Origin of the sequence: Tatumella morbirosei (genome assembly GCF_000757425.2) — a bacterium.
Lineage (GTDB): Bacteria > Pseudomonadota > Gammaproteobacteria > Enterobacterales > Enterobacteriaceae > Tatumella > Tatumella morbirosei.
Map to the genome: position 1 here is coordinate 116163 of NZ_JPKR02000002.1, position 19806 is coordinate 135968.

Annotated in this window: 15 protein-coding genes; 14 read left to right on the forward strand and 1 reads right to left on the reverse strand. The window is 49.9% G+C overall.

Annotation, left to right across the window (positions count from 1 at the left end; genetic code table 11):
* The first annotated feature begins 21 nt into the window (after nucleotides 1-21).
* The 10 genes from aroA (at nucleotide 22) to HA49_RS01675 (ending at nucleotide 11654) form a co-directional block, all read left to right on the forward strand.
* Complete coding sequence (aroA, locus tag HA49_RS01630) at nucleotides 22-1305, forward strand: 3-phosphoshikimate 1-carboxyvinyltransferase (protein WP_038019809.1); 1284 nt, start codon at nucleotides 22-24, stop codon at nucleotides 1303-1305.
* Between the two features lie 208 nt (nucleotides 1306-1513).
* Nucleotides 1514-2197 (forward strand): (d)CMP kinase, encoded by a 684-nt coding sequence (cmk, locus tag HA49_RS01635; RefSeq protein WP_038019811.1) that lies wholly within the window; start codon nucleotides 1514-1516, stop codon nucleotides 2195-2197.
* 126 nt (nucleotides 2198-2323) lie between these two features.
* Nucleotides 2324-4003 carry a 30S ribosomal protein S1 gene (gene rpsA, locus HA49_RS01640; protein WP_038019813.1) on the forward strand — a complete coding sequence of 560 codons (1680 nt, stop codon included), beginning with the start codon at nucleotides 2324-2326 and terminating at the stop codon, nucleotides 4001-4003.
* Between the two features lie 88 nt (nucleotides 4004-4091).
* Nucleotides 4092-4376, forward strand: a complete 285-nt coding sequence (gene ihfB, locus HA49_RS01645; RefSeq protein WP_038019815.1) for an integration host factor subunit beta — start codon at nucleotides 4092-4094, stop codon at nucleotides 4374-4376.
* A gap of 226 nt (nucleotides 4377-4602) precedes the next feature.
* Entirely contained in the window at nucleotides 4603-6855 is a 2253-nt protein-coding gene (locus HA49_RS01650) for a DNA internalization-related competence protein ComEC/Rec2 (protein ID WP_245610136.1), read from the forward strand.
* A 34-nt stretch (nucleotides 6856-6889) separates the two neighbouring features.
* A complete protein-coding gene (msbA, locus tag HA49_RS01655; protein WP_038019818.1) occupies nucleotides 6890-8638 on the forward strand; it encodes a lipid A ABC transporter ATP-binding protein/permease MsbA in 1749 nt (582 codons plus the stop codon).
* Complete coding sequence (lpxK, locus tag HA49_RS01660; protein ID WP_038019821.1) at nucleotides 8635-9615, forward strand: tetraacyldisaccharide 4'-kinase; 981 nt, start codon at nucleotides 8635-8637, stop codon at nucleotides 9613-9615. Before msbA ends, lpxK begins: the two co-directional genes overlap by 4 nt.
* 153 nt (nucleotides 9616-9768) lie before the next feature.
* Nucleotides 9769-9951, forward strand: a complete 183-nt coding sequence (locus HA49_RS01665; RefSeq protein WP_038019824.1) for a Trm112 family protein — start codon at nucleotides 9769-9771, stop codon at nucleotides 9949-9951.
* Nucleotides 9948-10700 (forward strand): 3-deoxy-manno-octulosonate cytidylyltransferase, encoded by a 753-nt coding sequence (kdsB, locus tag HA49_RS01670; protein WP_038019826.1) that lies wholly within the window; start codon nucleotides 9948-9950, stop codon nucleotides 10698-10700. Before HA49_RS01665 ends, kdsB begins: the two co-directional genes overlap by 4 nt.
* A 60-nt stretch (nucleotides 10701-10760) precedes the next feature.
* A complete protein-coding gene (locus HA49_RS01675; protein ID WP_038019828.1) occupies nucleotides 10761-11654 on the forward strand; it encodes a phosphotransferase in 894 nt (297 codons plus the stop codon).
* 4 nt (nucleotides 11655-11658) lie between these two features.
* Here the strand turns inward: HA49_RS01675 and elyC are convergent, their stop codons facing one another.
* Complete coding sequence (gene elyC, locus HA49_RS01680) at nucleotides 11659-12414, reverse strand: envelope biogenesis factor ElyC (RefSeq protein WP_038019831.1); 756 nt, start codon at nucleotides 12412-12414, stop codon at nucleotides 11659-11661.
* A gap of 123 nt (nucleotides 12415-12537) precedes the next feature.
* Here elyC and cmoM point away from each other — a divergent pair, with 123 nt between their 5' ends.
* The 4 genes from cmoM to mukB are packed head-to-tail and all read left to right on the forward strand — an operon-like array spanning nucleotide 12538 to nucleotide 19799.
* A complete protein-coding gene (gene cmoM, locus HA49_RS01685) occupies nucleotides 12538-13317 on the forward strand; it encodes a tRNA uridine 5-oxyacetic acid(34) methyltransferase CmoM (protein ID WP_038019834.1) in 780 nt (259 codons plus the stop codon).
* 2 nt (nucleotides 13318-13319) lie between these two features.
* Nucleotides 13320-14642, forward strand: coding sequence for a chromosome partition protein MukF (gene mukF / locus HA49_RS01690; RefSeq protein WP_038019837.1), 1323 nt, complete (start codon nucleotides 13320-13322; stop codon nucleotides 14640-14642).
* The gene (gene mukE / locus HA49_RS01695; protein ID WP_038019840.1) at nucleotides 14623-15348 is read left to right on the forward strand and encodes a chromosome partition protein MukE; all 726 of its coding nucleotides are present in this window, start codon (nucleotides 14623-14625) and stop codon (nucleotides 15346-15348) included. Before mukF ends, mukE begins: the two co-directional genes overlap by 20 nt.
* On the forward strand, nucleotides 15345-19799 hold the full coding sequence (gene mukB / locus HA49_RS01700) for a chromosome partition protein MukB (protein WP_038019843.1): 4455 nt from the start codon (nucleotides 15345-15347) through the stop codon (nucleotides 19797-19799). Before mukE ends, mukB begins: the two co-directional genes overlap by 4 nt.
* The last annotated feature ends 7 nt before the right edge of the window (nucleotides 19800-19806 follow it).

The following is a 19806-nucleotide window of genomic DNA, read 5'->3' on the forward strand; positions in this document are numbered from 1 at the left end:
TTGATAAAGAGTGATTTTTAAATGCCGGATTCTCTGACCTTACAACCTGTAGCCCATATCGACGGTACGGTAAATTTACCCGGCTCGAAGAGTGTATCAAACCGCGCTCTTTTGCTGGCGGCGATGGCCAGTGGGACAACCCGTCTGACTAATCTGCTGGATAGCGATGACATCAGGCATATGCTGAATGGTTTAACTCTGCTGGGTATCGATTACTCATTGTCAGAAGATCGTACTGAATGCGTAGTGAGCGGCATCGGCGGGCCATTACATGCATCCGCACCTGTCGAACTTTTCCTTGGCAACGCCGGAACGGCCATGCGTCCGCTGGCCGCAGCTCTGAGCCTCGCGGAGAATGATATTGTTCTTACCGGTGAACCACGTATGAAAGAGCGGCCGATAGGCCATCTCGTGGACGCACTTCGTCAGGGCGGAGCAGATATCAGTTATCTGGAAAATGAAGATTATCCTCCGCTACGTCTGAAAGGTGGATTCCGCGGCGGAAAAATCAGTGTGGATGGGAGCGTATCAAGCCAGTTTCTAACCGCTTTACTGATGACCGCGCCTTTAGCCAGTGAGCAGACGACTATCACAATCAAAGGTGAACTGGTTTCTAAACCCTACATCGATATTACCCTCAATCTGATGAAATGTTTTGGTATTGATGTTGAAAACCAGCAATATCAGACTTTTGTGATTCAGGGGGGGCAGCAGTATCAGTCACCTGGCCATTATCTGGTGGAGGGCGATGCCTCTTCTGCCTCATACTTTCTGGCTGCCGCCGCCATTAAAGGCGGTACTGTACGGGTGACCGGTATTGGCCGTAACAGCGTTCAGGGCGATATCCGTTTTGCCGATGTGCTGGAAAAAATGGGTGCAGTTATTGAGTGGGGGGATGATTATATCGCCTGTCGCCGCGGTACTCTGAAGGCTGTCGAGATGGATATGAATCACATTCCTGATGCTGCCATGACTATTGCGACCACAGCCTTGTTCGCCGAAGGCACGACTCTGATGACCAACATATACAACTGGCGGGTTAAAGAGACAGACCGGCTGGCTGCCATGGCCGCAGAACTGCGTAAAGTGGGTGCCACGGTAGAAGAAGGTCATGATTTTATTCGTATCACTCCGGCAGAGACACTAAAACATGCTGAGATTGAAACTTATAATGACCACCGAATCGCCATGTGTTTTTCACTGGTGGCTTTGTCTGATACGCCGGTCACGATCCTTGATCCCGGATGCACTGCGAAAACATTCCCGGACTATTTCCATCAGTTGGCAGCGATCAGCCACGAATAATCCGACGAACAGGCGTTTTATGGTCTATGGTTAGTGTGAGAGTGCCGGTGTGATTTCATCCCGGCATTGTCAGTTTTAGCGGAAAGTTCTGCTTTTTTGACCTGCTGGTGGCATAAGTCACTGCTACTTCCCCGCGGGAGAGGGTATACTTAGCGCCAGTGGCGTATTTATATGCCTGAAATCCAGAGCAGCGATGAAGGAGAGATGAATGACAACGGTGCCGGTAATTACAATTGACGGACCGAGCGGGGCCGGGAAGGGCACACTGTGCAAAGCAATCGCTGAACAGCTGCAATGGCACTTACTGGATTCCGGGGCAATTTATCGGGTGCTCGCGCTGGCGGCTTTACATCACCATGTCGATATCAGTTCAGAAGAAGCGTTGGTACCGATCGCCGCACATTTAGATGTACGTTTTGTCCCGACCGGGGAGGAAATGCAGGTGATTCTGGAAGGCGAAGAAGTCACTCATGAAATCCGGAGTCAGGAAGTGAGTAATACAGCATCGAAAGTTGCCGCTTTCCCAAGGGTACGTGAAGCACTGTTACGTCGACAACGTGCGTTCAAAGAAGCGCCAGGGTTGATTGCTGATGGCCGGGATATGGGGACAGTGGTGTTTCCTGACGCTGCGGTTAAAATTTTTCTTGATGCCAGCGCAGAAGAAAGAGCGCAGCGACGTATGCTACAGTTGCAGGAAAAGGGCTTTAGTGTTAACTTTGAGCGCCTTTTATCTGAGATAAAAGAACGCGATGACCGTGACCGTAATCGTGCTGTGGCACCACTGGTACCTGCAGCTGATGCGCTGGTCATCGATTCAACCGGAATGACAATCGATCAAGTGATTGATATGTCACTGGAATATGCCAAGTCGCGGTTGAAAGAAATCCGGTAACTGCCACGCGGTTAACCGAACGAATGCTCTACCCTCGTTCCATGGATGGTGCGGGGAATGTGAAACAACCCCATCCGACAAGAAGTCAGATGGACGTTAAATTGAAGAATCCTGAAGATTATCAATATGACTGAATCTTTTGCTCAACTCTTTGAAGAGTCCCTGAAAGAAATCGAAACCCGTCCGGGTTCCATCGTTCGTGGTGTTGTTGTTGCTATCGACAAAGACATCGTCCTGGTTGATGCGGGCCTGAAATCTGAATCTGCAATTCCTGCAGAGCAGTTCAAAAACGCAGCTGGCGAACTGGAAATCCAGGTTGGCGACGAAGTTGACGTAGCCCTCGATGCTGTAGAAGACGGCTTCGGTGAAACTCTGCTGTCCCGTGAGAAAGCTAAACGTCACGAAGCTTGGATCACGCTGGAAAAAGCGTATGAAGAAGCTGAAACTGTTACCGGTATTATCAACGGCAAAGTCAAGGGCGGCTTCACTGTTGAGCTGAACGGTATTCGTGCGTTCCTGCCAGGTTCACTGGTTGATGTGCGTCCGGTTCGCGATACTCTGCACCTGGAAGGCAAAGAGCTTGAATTCAAAGTAATCAAGCTGGATCAGAAACGTAACAACGTCGTGGTTTCACGTCGTGCAGTTATCGAATCTGAAAACAGTGCTGAACGTGATCAACTGCTGGAAAACCTGCAGGAAGGCATGGAAGTTAAAGGTATCGTTAAGAACCTTACTGACTACGGTGCATTCGTTGATCTGGGGGGTGTTGACGGCCTGCTGCATATCACTGATATGGCGTGGAAACGTGTTAAACATCCAAGCGAAATTGTCAACGTTGGCGACGAAATCACTGTTAAAGTGCTGAAATTCGACCGTGAACGTACTCGTGTGTCTCTGGGCCTGAAACAGCTGGGCGAAGATCCATGGGTTGCTATCGCTAAGCGTTACCCTGAAGGTACTCGTCTGACTGGTCGTGTGACTAATCTGACTGACTACGGCTGCTTCGTTGAAATCGAAGAAGGCGTTGAAGGTCTGGTTCACGTTTCAGAAATGGACTGGACTAACAAAAACATTCATCCGTCTAAAGTGGTTAACGTGGGCGATGTTGTTGAAGTTATGGTTCTGGACATCGACGAAGAACGTCGTCGTATCTCCCTGGGTCTGAAGCAGTGCAAATCTAACCCATGGCAGCAGTTCGCAGAAACCCACAACAAAGGCGATCGTGTTGAAGGTAAAATCAAGTCTATCACTGACTTTGGTATCTTCATCGGCCTGGACGGTGGTATCGACGGTCTGGTTCACCTGTCAGACATCTCCTGGAACGCGACCGGCGAAGAAGCTGTTCGTGAGTACAAAAAAGGCGACGAAATCGCTGCCGTTGTACTGCAGGTAGATGCAGAACGTGAGCGTATCTCTTTAGGCGTGAAACAACTGGCTGAAGATCCTTTCAACAACTACATCACCCTGAACAAAAAAGGTGTGATCGTCACTGGTAAAGTGACTGCAGTTGACGCGAAAGGTGCTACAGTTGAGTTAGCTGATGGCGTTGAAGGTTACCTGCGTGCTTCTGAAGCTTCACGTGACCGTATTGAAGATGCCACTCTGGTTCTGAATGTTGGCGACGAAGTTGAAGCCAAATTCACCGGCGTTGATCGTAAAAACCGTGTCGTTAGCCTGTCTGTTCGTGCGAAAGACGAAGCTGATGAGAAAGATGCAATCGCCACTGTTAACAACAAACAGTCTGACGAAGGCAGCTTCTCTAACGCAATGGCTGAAGCATTCAAAGCAGCATCTAAAGGCGAGTAATTGCCTGATATGACGGACAACGGTGAAAACCGTTGTCCGAATCAGGTAAGCTGTCAAATGTTCCATAAAGGAATTAACCGGAGGATTCATGACTAAGTCAGAGTTGATCGAACGCCTTGCCAGCCAGCAGACACATATTCCGGCCAAGGCTGTTGAAGATGCTGTAAAAGAGATGCTTGAACACATGGCATCAACCCTGGCTCAGGGTGAGCGTATCGAAATCCGGGGATTCGGCAGTTTTTCTCTGCACTATCGTGCTCCCCGTACCGGGCGTAACCCTAAAACCGGTGATAAAGTGGAACTGGAAGGTAAATACGTTCCCCACTTTAAACCAGGAAAAGAGTTACGGGATCGTGCAAACATTAGCGAATAATGTCTGAGCCTGAACTCATTGGATGCTAAAAACGATACCTTAGGGTGTCGTTTTTTTTTGCCATAAATATATTCTCTCCACTGATCTGCGAACATTCGCTGAAACGATACCCTCCTGCAAACCAACGATGATTTTGCATTGAGTAATATCCCGCAAACTGAGTATCTGTGGCTGAGTCATCATCCATTGTTACGGCACAATATTCTCCTGACTAACAGGAGAGTATGTGAACGCTATTTCAATTGCCTGGATTACGCCAGCAAGTCTGATGCCATTACTGTTTTTACCTTCGTTGCCAGGCCCGCTGTTTCTGCTATTTATCGCGTTGATGGCAGTCGTATTACTGCAATCATCTTATCGGCTGTTTTGGATAATGGCATGGTCCGGACTGATTTTTTGCTGGGGAGTCACGGTTGCCCGGCAACAATTACAACAAATTGAAGAGCTGACGATTCGCCCTGTCAATGCCCTGGTGAGAGTCACTGCCACAGAAAATAGCAGACAGAGGATTCGGGTGAGTATTGTCAGAACGGGGCATCAGATTAGGTTTCCTGTGTTATCTGCCTGGATACACGCAGGGGATTCAGTCGCCAACTTTTGTGTGGGGCAACGCTGGGAAATGCGTCTCAGATTACGGGCTGTTCATAGTCAACTGAACGAAGGGGGTTATGATCAGCAACGCCAGGCACTGGCAACCTATACGCCGCTGCAAGGAAAAATTCTCTGGAAAGTACCACTGACTACTGAATGTAATCTGAGACAGCAGATAATTCAGCGGGTGCAAAGCGAAATCGGGTTGATGGAAAGCCGCGGCATACTGCAGGCACTACTCTTTGGTCTGAGGGATGGGGTTTCTCCGTGGGTAAGCCAGTTATTTCGCGACACCGGGGTTGCTCACTTGATGGCAATTTCAGGTATGCATATCGGCCTTGCAGGTGGTGTTGGGTGGTGGTTAGCCGTCAGGATACAGTACTGCCTACCCGCGCGCTATATCAGACGGGAGGGACCTCAGATAGTCAGTTGGCTGATAGCAGCGATGTATACCTGGGTGTCTGGCATGCAGCCCCCGGCATTGCGTGCAATGCTGGCCGTCACACTATGGATGGTTTTTAGCCACCAGCGATTAAATATGAATAGCTGGCAGGTATGGATTTGCTGTGCCGCTTTGTTGGTGTTAGCCGATCCTATGCTGATCTTGTCCGACAGCTTTTGGCTGTCAATGCTGGCAGTACTGATGCTACTGGTATGGTATCGATGGTTTAACCTGCCCCGAAGATTCAGGTTACTAAGGCGCTGGTTTATTCTCCGGTTACTACATCTGCAACTGGGAATGATGGTGTTGATGCTGCCTCTGCAGGCGTTGTTGTTCAGTGGCACCAGTTTGTTCGCATTACCGGCAAATTTACTGGCAATACCGGTTGTCTCTCTGCTGACATTGCCTCTGGCCGGCACAGCATTACTGCTGACTCCGACAGGATATTCGGCGCCACTGTGGCAACTGGCCGACCAGAGTGTGATACTGCTGTGTACTGCGCTTGAAGCCTTACCTGCAGGTTGGTTGGTGATTAATGACGTCTGGTTATGGGGGGGACTGACCTGGGGAAGTCTGTTCTTTGTCCGTGCCGGTGTGTACGTCGGCTTCAAAATGTCGGGTATGGCGCTGTTACTGAGTTGTTTATTGTGGCGTTTCCAAAGTAGCTCAGAAATCTGGCGGGTGGATATGCTGGATGTAGGGCATGGACTGGCAGTAGTGATTAGCCAGCAAAATGAGGCGGTAATTTACGATACGGGTAATCGCTGGCAATACACAGATGCAGGGCAGCGTTTGATTATCCCCTGGTTATTACAGCGGCAACTGATGCCGAAAGAGGTGATTATCAGTCATCGGCACCTTGACCATTATGGCGGACTTAGCAGTATAAAACAGCGCTGGCCCAACGTTCTTTTGAGGACAGCCCTGAACAGACCCCAACATCTGCCGTGCTTCAGAGGGGAGACCTGGCAGTGGAAGAACCTGAAATTTAACGTGTTATGGCCACCCGTCGGGCAAAGCAGAGGGCAGAATGATGATTCCTGTATTGTAAAAGTGAGTGACGGGCGCTTCAGTCTGCTTCTTACCGGTGATATTGAAAGTCGTTCGGAAAAAGAACTGGTCAGACTGGAAAAAGAACAGCTACGAGCAACATTTATTCAGGTACCCCATCATGGCAGTAATACATCATCGGTACCTGTGTTACTGAGAAGAGTAAACGGCCAACTGGCGTTGGCTTCCCTGGCTCGCTATAACAGCTGGAAAATGCCATCTTCCGCAGTGGTCGGACGCTATCACGATGCCGGTTATCGCTGGCTCGATACTGCGGTTTCCGGGCAGATATCTCTGAGAATTTATAAGGATAGCTATCAGGTTTTAGAAATGCGCGAACAAATTTTCCCGCGCTGGTATCATCAGTGGTTTGGCGTGAAAGCCGAATCCAGGTAGAATAAGCCGCAATCTCTAACAACGTGAAGAAATAATGCATCCAGATAAAGATCTCTCAACGTGGCAAACATTTCGCAGGCTCTGGCCTCTCATCGCCCCACACAAAGCAGGACTCTTTGTGTCGGCTGTCGCTCTGATACTGAATGCTGCAGGCGACACCCTGATGTTATCGTTACTCAAACCCTTACTTGATGATGGTTTTGGCAAAGCTGATAAATCAGTGCTGATATGGATGCCATTAGCCGTTATTGGTCTGATGCTGGTCCGTGGTGTTACCAGCTATGTTTCAAGTTACTGCATTTCCTGGGTCTCCGGAAATGTGGTGATGGCAATGCGCCGTCGCTTATTCTCCCATATGATGGGAATGCCGGTTGCCTTTTTTGACCAGCAATCGACCGGAACATTATTATCACGTATTACTTATGATTCTGAACAGGTTGCTTCATCCTCATCCAGCGCGTTGGTGACGGTGGTCAGAGAAGGTGCTTCTATTATCGGCCTGTTTATCATGATGTTTTACTACAGCTGGCAGTTATCGTTGATTCTTATTGTGCTGGCTCCGATAGTCTCAATCGCTATCCGCATGGTCTCTAAACGTTTCCGTGGTATCAGTAAGACAATGCAAAATACCATGGGTCAGGTGACAACCAGTGCGGAACAGATGCTGAAAGGGCACAAAGAAGTGTTGATTTTTGGCGGCCAGGAAGTGGAAACCAAGCGCTTTGATGTGGTCAGTAACCGCATGAGACAGCAGGGGATGAAACTGGTATCAGCCTCCTCAATCTCTGATCCTATTATTCAGCTCATCGCTTCGCTGGCACTGGCATTTGTTCTGTATGCCGCCAGCTACCCCGGAGTGATGGAAACACTGACTGCAGGTACAATTACGGTCGTATTCTCTTCCATGATTGCCTTAATGCGTCCGTTAAAATCGTTGACCAACGTTAATGCTCAGTTCCAGCGCGGGATGGCGGCCTGCCAGACACTATTCACAATCCTCGATTCTGAACAGGAAGTGGATACCGGTACCCGTGTGGTAGAGCGTGCAGAAGGTGATATTGAGTTCCGTCACGTGACATTCAGCTATCCTGGCCGCGAAATACCGGCATTGCATGACATCTCCATGAAGTTACCCGCAGGTAAGACGGTAGCTCTGGTGGGGCGTTCAGGGTCGGGTAAATCCACTATCGCCAGCCTGTTGACTCGTTTTTATGATATCCAGTCCGGGGAAATTACACTGGATGGTCATGACCTGCGGGAATATACATTGCATTCATTACGTGACCAGGTCGCTTTAGTTTCGCAGAATGTTCATTTATTCAATGACACCATTGCGAATAATATCGCTTATGCGCGTGAATCTAAGTACAGCCGTGAGGAAATAGAAAAGGTCGCTGAAATGGCTCACGCAATGGACTTTATTGGCAAAATGGAACACGGCCTGGATACGGTCATTGGTGAAAACGGGGTGCTACTCTCAGGGGGGCAACGTCAGCGTATTGCTATCGCACGTGCTTTGTTACGTGACTGTCCGATCCTGATTCTGGATGAAGCAACGTCAGCGTTGGATACTGAATCTGAGAGAGCGATTCAGGCAGCACTGGATGAACTGCAAAAGAATCGTACCTCGCTGGTTATTGCCCACCGGTTATCAACCATCGAGAAGGCTGATGAAATTGTGGTGGTTGAAGATGGCAGAATCATTGAACGCGGTACTCATGCGGCCTTGCTGGAAAAAAGTGGGACTTATGCTCAGCTCCATAAAATGCAGTTTGGTCAATGATTGATAAGTTATGGAGCGGTAAATCAGGGTGGTGGCGCTTGCTGCTACCCTTTTCATTTTTGTATGGTGCGGTCAGCGGATTGATTCGGCTGAGTTACGTTAAAGGCTGGCGAAAAAGTTGGCGCGCACCGGTCCCGGTAGTGGTTGTCGGCAATCTGACGGCCGGAGGAAATGGCAAGACTCCGGTCGTTGTCTGGCTGGTAGAACAGTTGCAGGCCCGTGGGCTCAAAGCCGGAGTCGTGTCACGTGGTTACGGCGGCAAGGCTGACCATTATCCTCTGGTACTTAATGAGAGTACCACTACGGCTGAAGCCGGGGATGAACCGGTGTTAATCTATCAGCGAACAGGAGCTCCGGTGGCAGTAGCTCCAAGGCGGGCAGATGCGGTTACCGCTTTACTGGGCGCGGAGAAGCCTGATGTCATTGTTACCGACGATGGTCTGCAACACTACGCTCTGCAGCGGGATATTGAGATAGTCGTCGTTGATGGGGTCAGGCGTTTTGGTAATGGCTGGTGGTTACCTGCCGGACCAATGAGAGAGCGGGAATCAAGATTACGCGAAGTCGATGCCGTGGTGGTTAACGGCGGTGAGACCGGACAAAGAGAAATCGGTATGCAGCTTGTGGCAGGCGACGCAGTTAATTTGCTGAGTGGTGAGAGGCGAAACCTGTCCGACTTTTCCCGTGTAGTAGCGATGGCAGGAATTGGACACCCACCCCGTTTTTTCGCAACGCTCAGGTCGATGGGCCTTACACCTCTGGCCGAAATTGCTTTTGCTGACCACCATGCTTACAGCGTTCAGGAACTGGAACAGCTCGCTACAGCAGACCAGCCATTACTGATGACCGAAAAAGATGCCGTTAAATGCCGTAGTTTTGCCCGGGCTAACTGGTGGTATTTGCCGGTTACCGCACAGCTTCACGGTGATTCTGTCGAACCATTGCTTGAAAAAATCACCGGCCTCTGCCAGTCGTAAACTCCCTGATTCGCAGACTAATCAAGACGTACGCGCCTGAAGTTAGGGGGGGGCTCCCCTCTGAGAAATCCTCCATACGACAAACAATGTCTCCTGTGCCGGTGGCTGTGATATGCTAATCAACTGCACCCTGCGGTCCGTGATGGAGGAAATATGGATCACCGTTTACTTGAAATAGTGGCATGCCCTGTCTGCAATGGTAAGTTGCAATATAACCAACAACTACAGGAACTGACCTGTAAAGCCGACGGCTTAGCCTACCCGGTACGTGACGGAATTCCGGTCTTGCTGGAAAATGAAGCCCGGCCCCTGACCGCGGAAGAGAGCCTGCCATGAGTTTTGTGGTCATCATTCCGGCACGTTATGCTTCAACACGGTTGCCCGGCAAACCGCTGGTGGATATTAATGGTCAGCCGATGGTGGTTCATGTACTGCACAAAGCTCTGGCATCCGGAGCATCACGGGTCATTGTCGCGACTGACCATCCTGACGTTGCCGCTGCGGTTAGGATGGCTGGCGGGGAAGTCTGTATGACGCGTGAAGATCATCATTCAGGCACTGAGCGACTGGCAGAAGTCATCGCTAAGTATGAGTTTCCTGATGATACGATCATCGTTAATGTCCAGGGTGATGAACCACTGGTTCCGCCGGTGATTATTCGCCAGGTCGCGGATAATCTGGCAAAAGCGACCTCAGGTATGGCAACGCTGGCTGTTCCGATTGCAGATGCACAAGAGGCATTTAATCCAAATGCGGTAAAAGTTGTTACCGATCATCAGGGTTATGCTCTCTATTTTTCACGTGCGACGATCCCATGGGATCGTCAGCGCTATGAGCATTCGCGTGAACAGGCAGGAGATACTCTGCTCCGACATATTGGTATTTATGCTTACCGCGCAGGGTTTATCCGGCGTTATATCAGCTGGCAACCTTGTGCACTGGAGCAAATTGAGTTGCTGGAACAACTGCGTGTCCTTTGGTATGGCGAAAAGATTCATGTCGATGTCGCTATTGAAACACCTCAGGTGGGCGTCGATACGCCGCACGACCTGCAACGTGTTCGCGAAATTTTGGCCAGTAAGTAATCTGTGGTGTCAGCGGAGACCGGAACAGTTTCCGCTGACAGGCAGTTTTCAGGAGGAAACATGGAACTGTTAAAATCAGAGCTTAGTCTTATCCTCGGTGAATCGGTTAGCAGAGTCGAGACCCTGAACTGTCAGCCTCAGTCCTGTCTGTATGCCCTCTATGATCAATCCGGACAGGCTATGCCTATGGCTGTCCGCTATTTCTCACAGCCAGGTCTGGCAGAGCAGGAAGCCAGAAAACTGATGTTGTTAAGACAGAAGGGGACAGTGCATGTGCCTACTGTTTATGGGGTAGTTCTCAGCGAAAGGCCACCTTTTCACGAATTATTACTGGTTGAACGTTTAGGCGGGATATCTGCTGAAGTCCCGGCACATTCGGCACAGCAATGGGGGTCGCTCGAACAGCAAATCATTGATGGTTTGTCAGCCTGGCATAGTCAGTCAGCCGACGGGATGAGTGGCTATATTGACAGTAGCCAGAATCTGAGCTGGCCTGACTGGTATTTTCAGTACACTTCAGTGCTTTTTTCGCTGCTACAACAAAAACGACCCTCGGTGATTTCTGCGGACGATCAGCAAATTTTACACCGGACTCAGGTCCGTCATGATGAATTGTTTGCCGATCTCAGCCAGCCGAACGTGATGATCCACGGCAATCTCGAATTAAAAAATATCATCAAAGATTCCCATACTGACCGGCTGTTGGCTATGGTTCAGCCAGGCAGGATGCTCTGGGCCCCGGCAGAGTATGAACTGTTTCGGCTGTGGACGGAGGCTGCGGGGCAGAGTTTGGTCCTTGCTTACCGTCAACGGTATCCGCTGGATGAAGGCTTTATCTGGCGCTGTGCTTTATACCGGTTATGGTATGAAGTAGAGCAGGTGGTGTATAACCGTCCATTTTCTGCCCGGTTATTTGCTCAAGCCAAAACAGACCTTTTGCCCTGGCTTGGCTGATCACTTAACCAGTTAGCTTCTGCCATAACCTGCCCAGTGTTTCGTACCAGGCTCGCTCGCTGTGAGATAGCCATAGTGCAGAAGGCGTTATTCTCTCCCACCAATTTAACGGGCTGCTGATAGCCAGTTGGTTTGCAGGTGCAGGGTAAGGGTGTAATCCCTGTCGCTGGAAAAATACCATGGCTCTCGGCAGATGATTTGCAGAGGTCACCAGCAATAAAGAGTGGCTACCCACCACATTTTTTACTGCCATAGCTTCCTCAGCGGTATCTTTAGGCTGATCAAGCTCGATAATATCTGTGGCTGGTACTCCCAGAGAGATGGCAACTTCTGCGGCAACACTGGCATTGCTGCGAGGATTCCCTCCGGCTCTGGCGCCGGTAAAAATTAATTTTGCTCCCGGGCTTAGGCGCCATTGGCGGACACCTTCTGCTACCCGGGGCAGGCTGTTACCAATCAGGTTCGATCCGGGCGCCCATTCAGGATTGAAGGTATAGCCTCCCCCCAAAACCACGATATAATCAACCGGCTGCTTTCCCTGCCAGGTAGGGTAGTGATTTTCCAGTGGGGCAAGTAATCGATCAGCAACAGGCTGCAGGCTTAATAACAATAAAATCAGCCAACTGACCGAAATCATTATTTTGGCGGTTTTTTGCCGCTGGGTGAACCAGAGTAATAACAGCCCACAGGCCATTAACAGGATGATGACCGGCAGAGGAGAGAGTAGTGAGCCAATCAATTTTTTAACCATAAACAGCATAAATATCACCAGTTTTGTCTGAAAAAACAGCAGCCGGTCGCAATCTCAGGGATGAAAGCTACATTCTTGCAAGAGCTGTGACAAAATAGCATATTTCGTTCATCACCCGTCCGGAGCTTTAGCATGAAGGATCGTAATTTTGATGATCTTGCGGAGAAATTTACTCAAAATATTTACGGTACCGCAAAAGGTCAAATCCGTCAGGCAATTCTCTGGGATGAACTGGATGCTATATTAGCGAATCTTCCGCAGCGAGCTTTATCGGTGGTAGATGCCGGCGGTGGTATTGGGCAAATTTCCAGCAAGCTGGCATTACAGGGACATAATGTCCTGTTAGGTGATGTTTCAGGGGAAATGCTCAGGCGTGCCGAACACCATGCCAGGCAGTTGGGTGCCGACCAAAATATGGTTTTTAAACAAATGCGGGCTCAGGATATCGCTGACCATTTGGTTCAGCCCGCGGATCTGGTATTGTTCCATGCTGTGCTGGAATGGATCGCGGAGCCTGAACTGACGCTAAAGGCATTATATGACGCGTTAACCCCCGGAGGGATATTGTCGCTTATGTTTTATAATCTTCATGGATTGACGATGCAGAATCTGACACTGGGTAATTTTGGTTATCTGCGGGCAGATATGAAAAAGCGTAAGAAGAAGACGTTGTCGCCGGATTACCCCCGCGATCCACAGCAAGTCTACCGTTGGCTGGCTGACTGCGGATTTACTATTGAACAGCGGGCAGGGATCCGGGTGTTCAGCGATTTTATTCGTGATATGCCCCCAAGTGCTAATGGCTTTGATGGGATCCTGGAAATGGAACGGCGCTTCTGCCGTCAGGAACCTTTTCTCAGTCTGGGCCGATATATTCATGTCACCGCGCGTAAACCTCTGCAAAAGGATTAATTATGAGTGATTTCTCCCAGACGATCCCGGAGTTGGTTTCCTGGGCCCGTACCAGCGATTTTTCTATATCGCTGCCGACGGAGCGTCTGGCTTTCCTGCTGGCGATCGCGACGCTGAATGGCGAAAGGATGGATGGTGAACTGAGTGAAGGTGAACTGATAGATGGTTTCCGTCACGTCAGTAATGCCTTTGAACAAACCAGTGAAACCGTCCAGGCCAGAGCGAATAACGCAATTAATGATATGGTAAAACAGCGATTACTCAATCGTTTTACCAGCGAACAGGCGGATGGTCATGCGATCTACCGTCTGACCCCGTTAGGGATTGGAATTACTGATTATTATATTCGTCAGCGTGAGTTTTCGACGCTGCGTCTGTCTATGCAATTGTCAATTGTGGCCAATGAGCTGAAACGAGCGGCCGATGCCGCAGAAGAAAATGGCGACGAATTTCACTGGCATCGCAACGTGTTCGCGCCCCTTAAATATTCGGTAGCAGAAATTTTCGACAGCATTGATTTGACACAGCGTAGCATGGATGAACAGCAACAGGGGGTTAAAGACGATATCGCAGCGTTGCTGAATAAAGACTGGCGAGCGGCGATTTCCAGCTGTGAATTATTACTCTCCGAGACCTCCGGTACGCTGCGTGAACTACAGGATACCCTCGAAGCGGCCGGTGATAAATTGCAGGCCAGTCTGATGCGAATTCAGGATGCGACACTTAACAGCCCTGATTTAGGGTTTGTCGATAAGCTGGTGTTTGATTTACAGAGTAAATTAGACAGGATCACCAGCTGGGGCCAACAAGCGATAGACCTGTGGATTGGCTATGACCGACATGTCCATAAGTTCATTCGTACCGCTATCGACATGGACAAAAACCGGGTTTTCGCCCAGCGTTTACGCCAGTCAGTTCAGAATTATTTTCAGTCTCCATGGGCTTTGACCTATGCAAATGCTGACCGCCTGTTTGATACCCGTGAAGATGAGCTGACCTTGCGTAATGAAGAGGTCACGGGCGAATTACCGGCCGAGCTGGAATTTGAAGAATTTAATGAAATCAGAGAACAACTGGCAGCAATGATTGAAGAAGCATTGCGTGTCTACAAACAGCAATCCATCCCACTGAATCTGGCCGATGTGATGAAAGAATATCTGTCTCAGTATCCGCGGGCGCGGCATTTCGATTTAGCGCGCATCGTTATCGATCAGGCAGTACGGTTAGGCGTTTCCGAGGCTGACTTAGCAGGACTGCCTGCCGGGTGGCAAATTATAAATGATTACGGAGCCAAGGTGCAGGCACATGTCATCGACAAATATTGAACAAGTGATGCCGGTTAAACTGGCACAGGCACTGGCTAACCCGATTTTTCCGGCGCTGGACAGTCAGCTTAGAGCAGGCCGGCATATTGGTTTTGAAGAATTAGACAATCATGCCTTTTTAATGGATTTTCAGGGTGAACTGGAAGAATTCTATTCCCGTTACCATGTGGAATTGATCCGTGCTCCGGAAGGATTCTTTTATCTGCGACCGCGTTCTACCACGTTGATTTCACGCTCTGTGATGTCTGAACTGGATATGATGGTCGGTAAAATCCTTTGTTATCTCTACCTCAGCCCCGAACGGCTGGCCAACGAAGGCATCTTTACCCAGCAGGAACTGTACGATGAGCTGTTGTCTCTGGCTGATGAGTCGAAACTGTTGCGCTTTGTTAATCAGCGTTCTACCGGTTCTGATTTCGACCGTGCAAAATTACAGGAAAAGGTGCGTGCCTCACTCAACCGCCTGCGCCGGCTGGGTATGGTCTGGTTTATGGGCAATGACAACAGTAAGTTCCGGATTATGGAGTCAGTGTTCCGTTTCGGTGCTGAAGTCCGCAGTGGTGACGAACCACGTGAAGCGCAGTTACGTTTAATACGTGACGGAGAAGGTGTTTCTCTGGAATCGCAGGATAAAGCCAGCCAGACAGAAGCAGAAAATGAGATCAGTGATGATGCCGCTGACCGCGGGGAGGATGACGAGGAATGATTGAACGTGGAAAGTTTCGATCGCTGACATTGATTAACTGGAACGGTTTTTTTGCCCGGACCTTTGATCTTGACGATATGGTGACCACGCTGTCCGGAGGAAATGGCGCCGGTAAATCCACCACTATGGCCGCCTTTATTACCGCCTTAATTCCTGATCTGACATTGCTGCATTTCAGAAATACCACCGAAGCGGGAGCCACCAGTGGTTCACGTGATAAGGGGCTGCACGGTAAACTCCGTGCCGGAGTGTGTTACGCGGTACTGGATGTGGTTAATTCCCGCGGACAGCGCTCTGTGGTGGGAGTGCGTTTACAGCAAATCTCAGGGCGTGATAAGAAAGTCGATATTAAAGCGTTTAGTGTTCATGACTTGCCTGAGTCAATTGCCCCGACAGAATTACTGACGGAAATCGTTAACAGTCGCCAGGCGAAGGTACTGCCGCTTAATGATGTGAAAGAACGACTGGATGCCGAAGAAGGTGTGACTTTCCGTCAGTATAACTCTGTTACTGACTACCACAGTATGATGTTTGAGCAGGGAATCGTTGCCCGTCGACTTCGTACCCAGGGGGATCGCAGCAAATATTACCGTCTAATTGAAGCCTCGTTATATGGTGGGATTTCCAGTGCGATAACCCGCTCACTGCGTGATTACCTGTTGCCTGAAAACGGTGGAGTTCGTAAAGCATTCCAGGATATGGAAGCGGCTCTGCGTGAGAATCGCATGACCCTGGAAGCTATTCGTGTCACTCAGTCAGACCGTAACCTGTTTAAGCACCTGATCACTGAGGCGACTGATTATGTCGCCGCCGATTACATGCGTCATGCCAATGAACGCCGGATTCATCTGGATGGTGCACTGTTACTGAGAAATGAACTCTTTACCGGGCGTAAAGAGTTAGCCAGCGGTCAATACCGGCATGTTGAAATGGCAAGGGAACTGTCAGAGCATTCGGCCGCAGAAGGGTCTCTGGAATCAGATTACCAGGCCGCCAGTGATCATCTGAACCTGGTGCAGACTGCCGTGCGTCAGCAGGAAAAAATTGAGCGTTATGAAAGTGAACTTGATGAACTGACCTACCGGCTCGAAGAACAAAATGAAGTTGTGGCGGAAGCTGAAGAGATCTTTGAAGATAACCAGCAACGAGCGGAAGCCGCGGAGATCGAAGTTGATGAGCTGAAGAGTCAGTTGGCTGACTTCCAGCAGGCGCTGGATGTTCAGCAGACGCGTGCTATTCAATATCAACAGGCCATTCAGGCATTGCAGCGTGCCCGGGAACTTTGTCAGATTCCTGACCTGACACTGGACAGTGCCGAAGAGTGGCAGGAACGCTTCAGTGCCCGTGAGGAAGAGGCCACCAGCCTTTTACTGTCGCTTGAACAAAAGCTGAGTGTGGCTGAAGCAGCTCACAGCCAGTTTGAACAGGCACTTGAACTGGTCACCCAAATTTCGGGCCCGGTAAGCCGTCACGATGCATGGCAGACCGGACGTGAAATTGTCCGTGAAGCTGCAACCCAGCGGCATTACGCCGATCAGCTCTCTTCACTGCGTCTGCGTCTGGCAGAACTTGAACAGCGGTTACGTGAGCAAAATGAGGCCGATCGTTTGCTGGCCGATTTCTGTAAAAGCCAGGGGCAGCAGTATGATGCAGATGCGCTGGAAGGCTTGCATCGTGAACTGGAAGCTCAGATTGAGGCGCTATCTGAAACCGTGGCTAATGCCGGCGAGCAGCGGTTATCTCTGCGCCAGACGCTGAGTCAGATACGAGATAAAATAACCTCCCTGACCAGTAAAGCACCACACTGGCTGGCAGCACAGGAAATACTGACTCAGTTAAGCGAACAAACCGGCCAGGCATTAACCAATAGTCAGCAGGTGACGGGTTACATGCAACAACTGCTGGAACGTGAGCGCGAAACAACGGTGGAACGTGATGCTGTTGCCGCGAAGAAACGTGAAGCAGAGCAACAGATTGAACGCCTCAGTCAGCCGGGTGGTGCTGAAGATGCCCGCCTCAACCAGCTGGCTGAAAAGTTTGGTGGCGTCTTATTATCTGAAATCTATGATGATGTCACTCTGGATGATGCTCCGTATTTCTCGGCGTTATACGGGCCGTCGCGCCATGCCATCGTAGTCCCTGATTTATCTCTGATTCAGGAACAACTTTCCGGTCTGGAAGACTGTCCGGAAGATCTCTACCTGATTGAAGGGGATCCGCAGTCATTTGATGACAGTGTGTTCAGTGTTGATGAGTTGGAAGGCGCGGTCATTGTTAAGGTGGCTGATCGCCAGTGGCGTTATTCCCGGTTCCCTAAAGTGCCTCTGTTCGGCAGGGCTGCCAGAGAAAATCAGCTGGAATTACTGCATAACGAACGTGAAAAACTGGCCGAAACTTATGCCACATTGTCGTTCGATGTTCAGAAAACTCAGAGATTGCATCAATCTTTCAGTCGTTTTATCGGCAGCCATCTGGCCATTGCATTTGAGCAGGACCCCGAGGAACAAATTCGTCAACTGAACAGCCAACGCATTGATATTGAACGTTCTCTGAGTCAGCATGAAAACGAGACTGTTCAGCAGCGTCAGCAGTATGAAGCGGCAAAAGAAGGGGTTTCCCGATTAAACCGGTTACTGCCACGGGTGAGTCTGTTACAGGATGAAACACTGGCAGATCGTTGTGAAGAAATCCGTGAACAGGTAGAGGAAGCGCAGGAAGCTTCCCGCTATCTGCACCAGCATGGAAGTAAAATCACAAAACTTGAGACTCTGTTACCGGTACTACAGAGCGATCCTCAACAGCATGCACAGCTACAGGCTGATTATCAGACAGCTCAACAGAAGCAGCGTGAGTATCGCCAGCAGTCGTTTGCGCTTACTGAAGTTCTGCAACGCCGGGCCCATTTCAGCTATGCCGACTCAGGCAGTATGCTGGATGGCAACAGTGATCTCAGTAATAAATTACGCAAGCAGCTGGAACAGGCAGAAGGAGAGCGTGCGCAGGCCAGGGAGAAACTCCGGGAGCATCAGTCGATGCTGACTCAGTATTCCCGTGTGTTGGCTTCGCTCAAAAGCTCGTACGATGCCAAAAAAGATATGCTTCGCGAATTACATCAGGAGATGCAGGATATCGGTGTGGCTGCAGATACCAGTGCAGAAGAACGCTCCAGATTGCGTCGCGATGAATTATACAACCAGTTAAGCCATAACAGAGCTCGCCGTAATCAACTGGAAAAACAGATCACATTCTGTGAGGCCGAAATGGATGCCCTGCAGAAACGCTTGCGTAAACTGGAACGGGATTATGCGCAAAACCGTGAGCAGGTGGTCCGGGCCAAGGCTGGCTGGTGTACTGTTATGCGGTTGGTTAAAGACAACGGTATCGAACGCCGTCTGCATCGTCGTGAACTGGCCTATCTGAGTGGCGATGAGCTGCGCTCCATGTCGGATAAAGCACTTGGTGCATTACGGCTGGCGGTTGCAGATAATGAACATCTGCGCGATGTGCTGCGGTTATCTGAAGATCCAAAATATCCGGAACGTAAGATTCGTTTCTTTATTGCGGTCTATCAGCACCTTCGTGAACGTATTCGCCAGGATATCATCCGTACCGATGATCCGGTTGAGGCGATCGAACAGATGGAAATTGAGCTGAATCGTCTGACAGAAGAGCTGACTGCCCGTGAGCAAAATCTGGCAATCAGTTCACGCAGTGCTGCAAATATTATCCGTAAGACCATTCAGCGTGAACAGAATCGTATTCGCCAGCTAAACCAGGGGTTGCAGGCCGTGAGTTTTGGACAGGTCAACAGTGTTCGACTGAATGTTAATGTCCGTGAAGCCCATTCTGTTTTACTGGAAACCCTGGCCAGTGACCACGAGCAGCACCAGGACCTGTTTAACAGCCAGCGTCTGACTTTTTCTGAAGCACTGGCGAAACTCTATCAGCGCCTTAACCCGCAGATAGATCTCGGACAGCGTACACCGCAGGTGATTGGTGAGGAGTTGCTGGATTACCGTAACTATCTGGAAATGGAAGTGGAAGTTAACCGTGGCTCTGATGGCTGGTTACGGGCAGAGAGTGGGGCATTGTCCACCGGTGAAGCTATTGGTACCGGGATGTCAATTCTGGTGATGGTTGTTCAGAGCTGGGAAGAAGAGTCTCGTCGTTTACGCGGCAAAGATATTTCTCCCTGCCGGTTACTGTTCCTGGATGAAGCCGCTCGGCTGGATGGTCGTTCTATTGCGACGTTATTTGAGCTTTGCGAACGTCTGGATATGCAACTGGTGATTGCGGCTCCGGAAAACATTAGCCCGGAAAAAGGCACCACGTATAAACTGGTGCGTAAAGTCATCAATAATACCGAACATGTTCATGTGGTAGGCTTAAGGGGATTCGGTCCGGAACCCTCCGCTGCTACGCCTCCGGCCGGTGAAATGACACAGAGTTAACTGACAG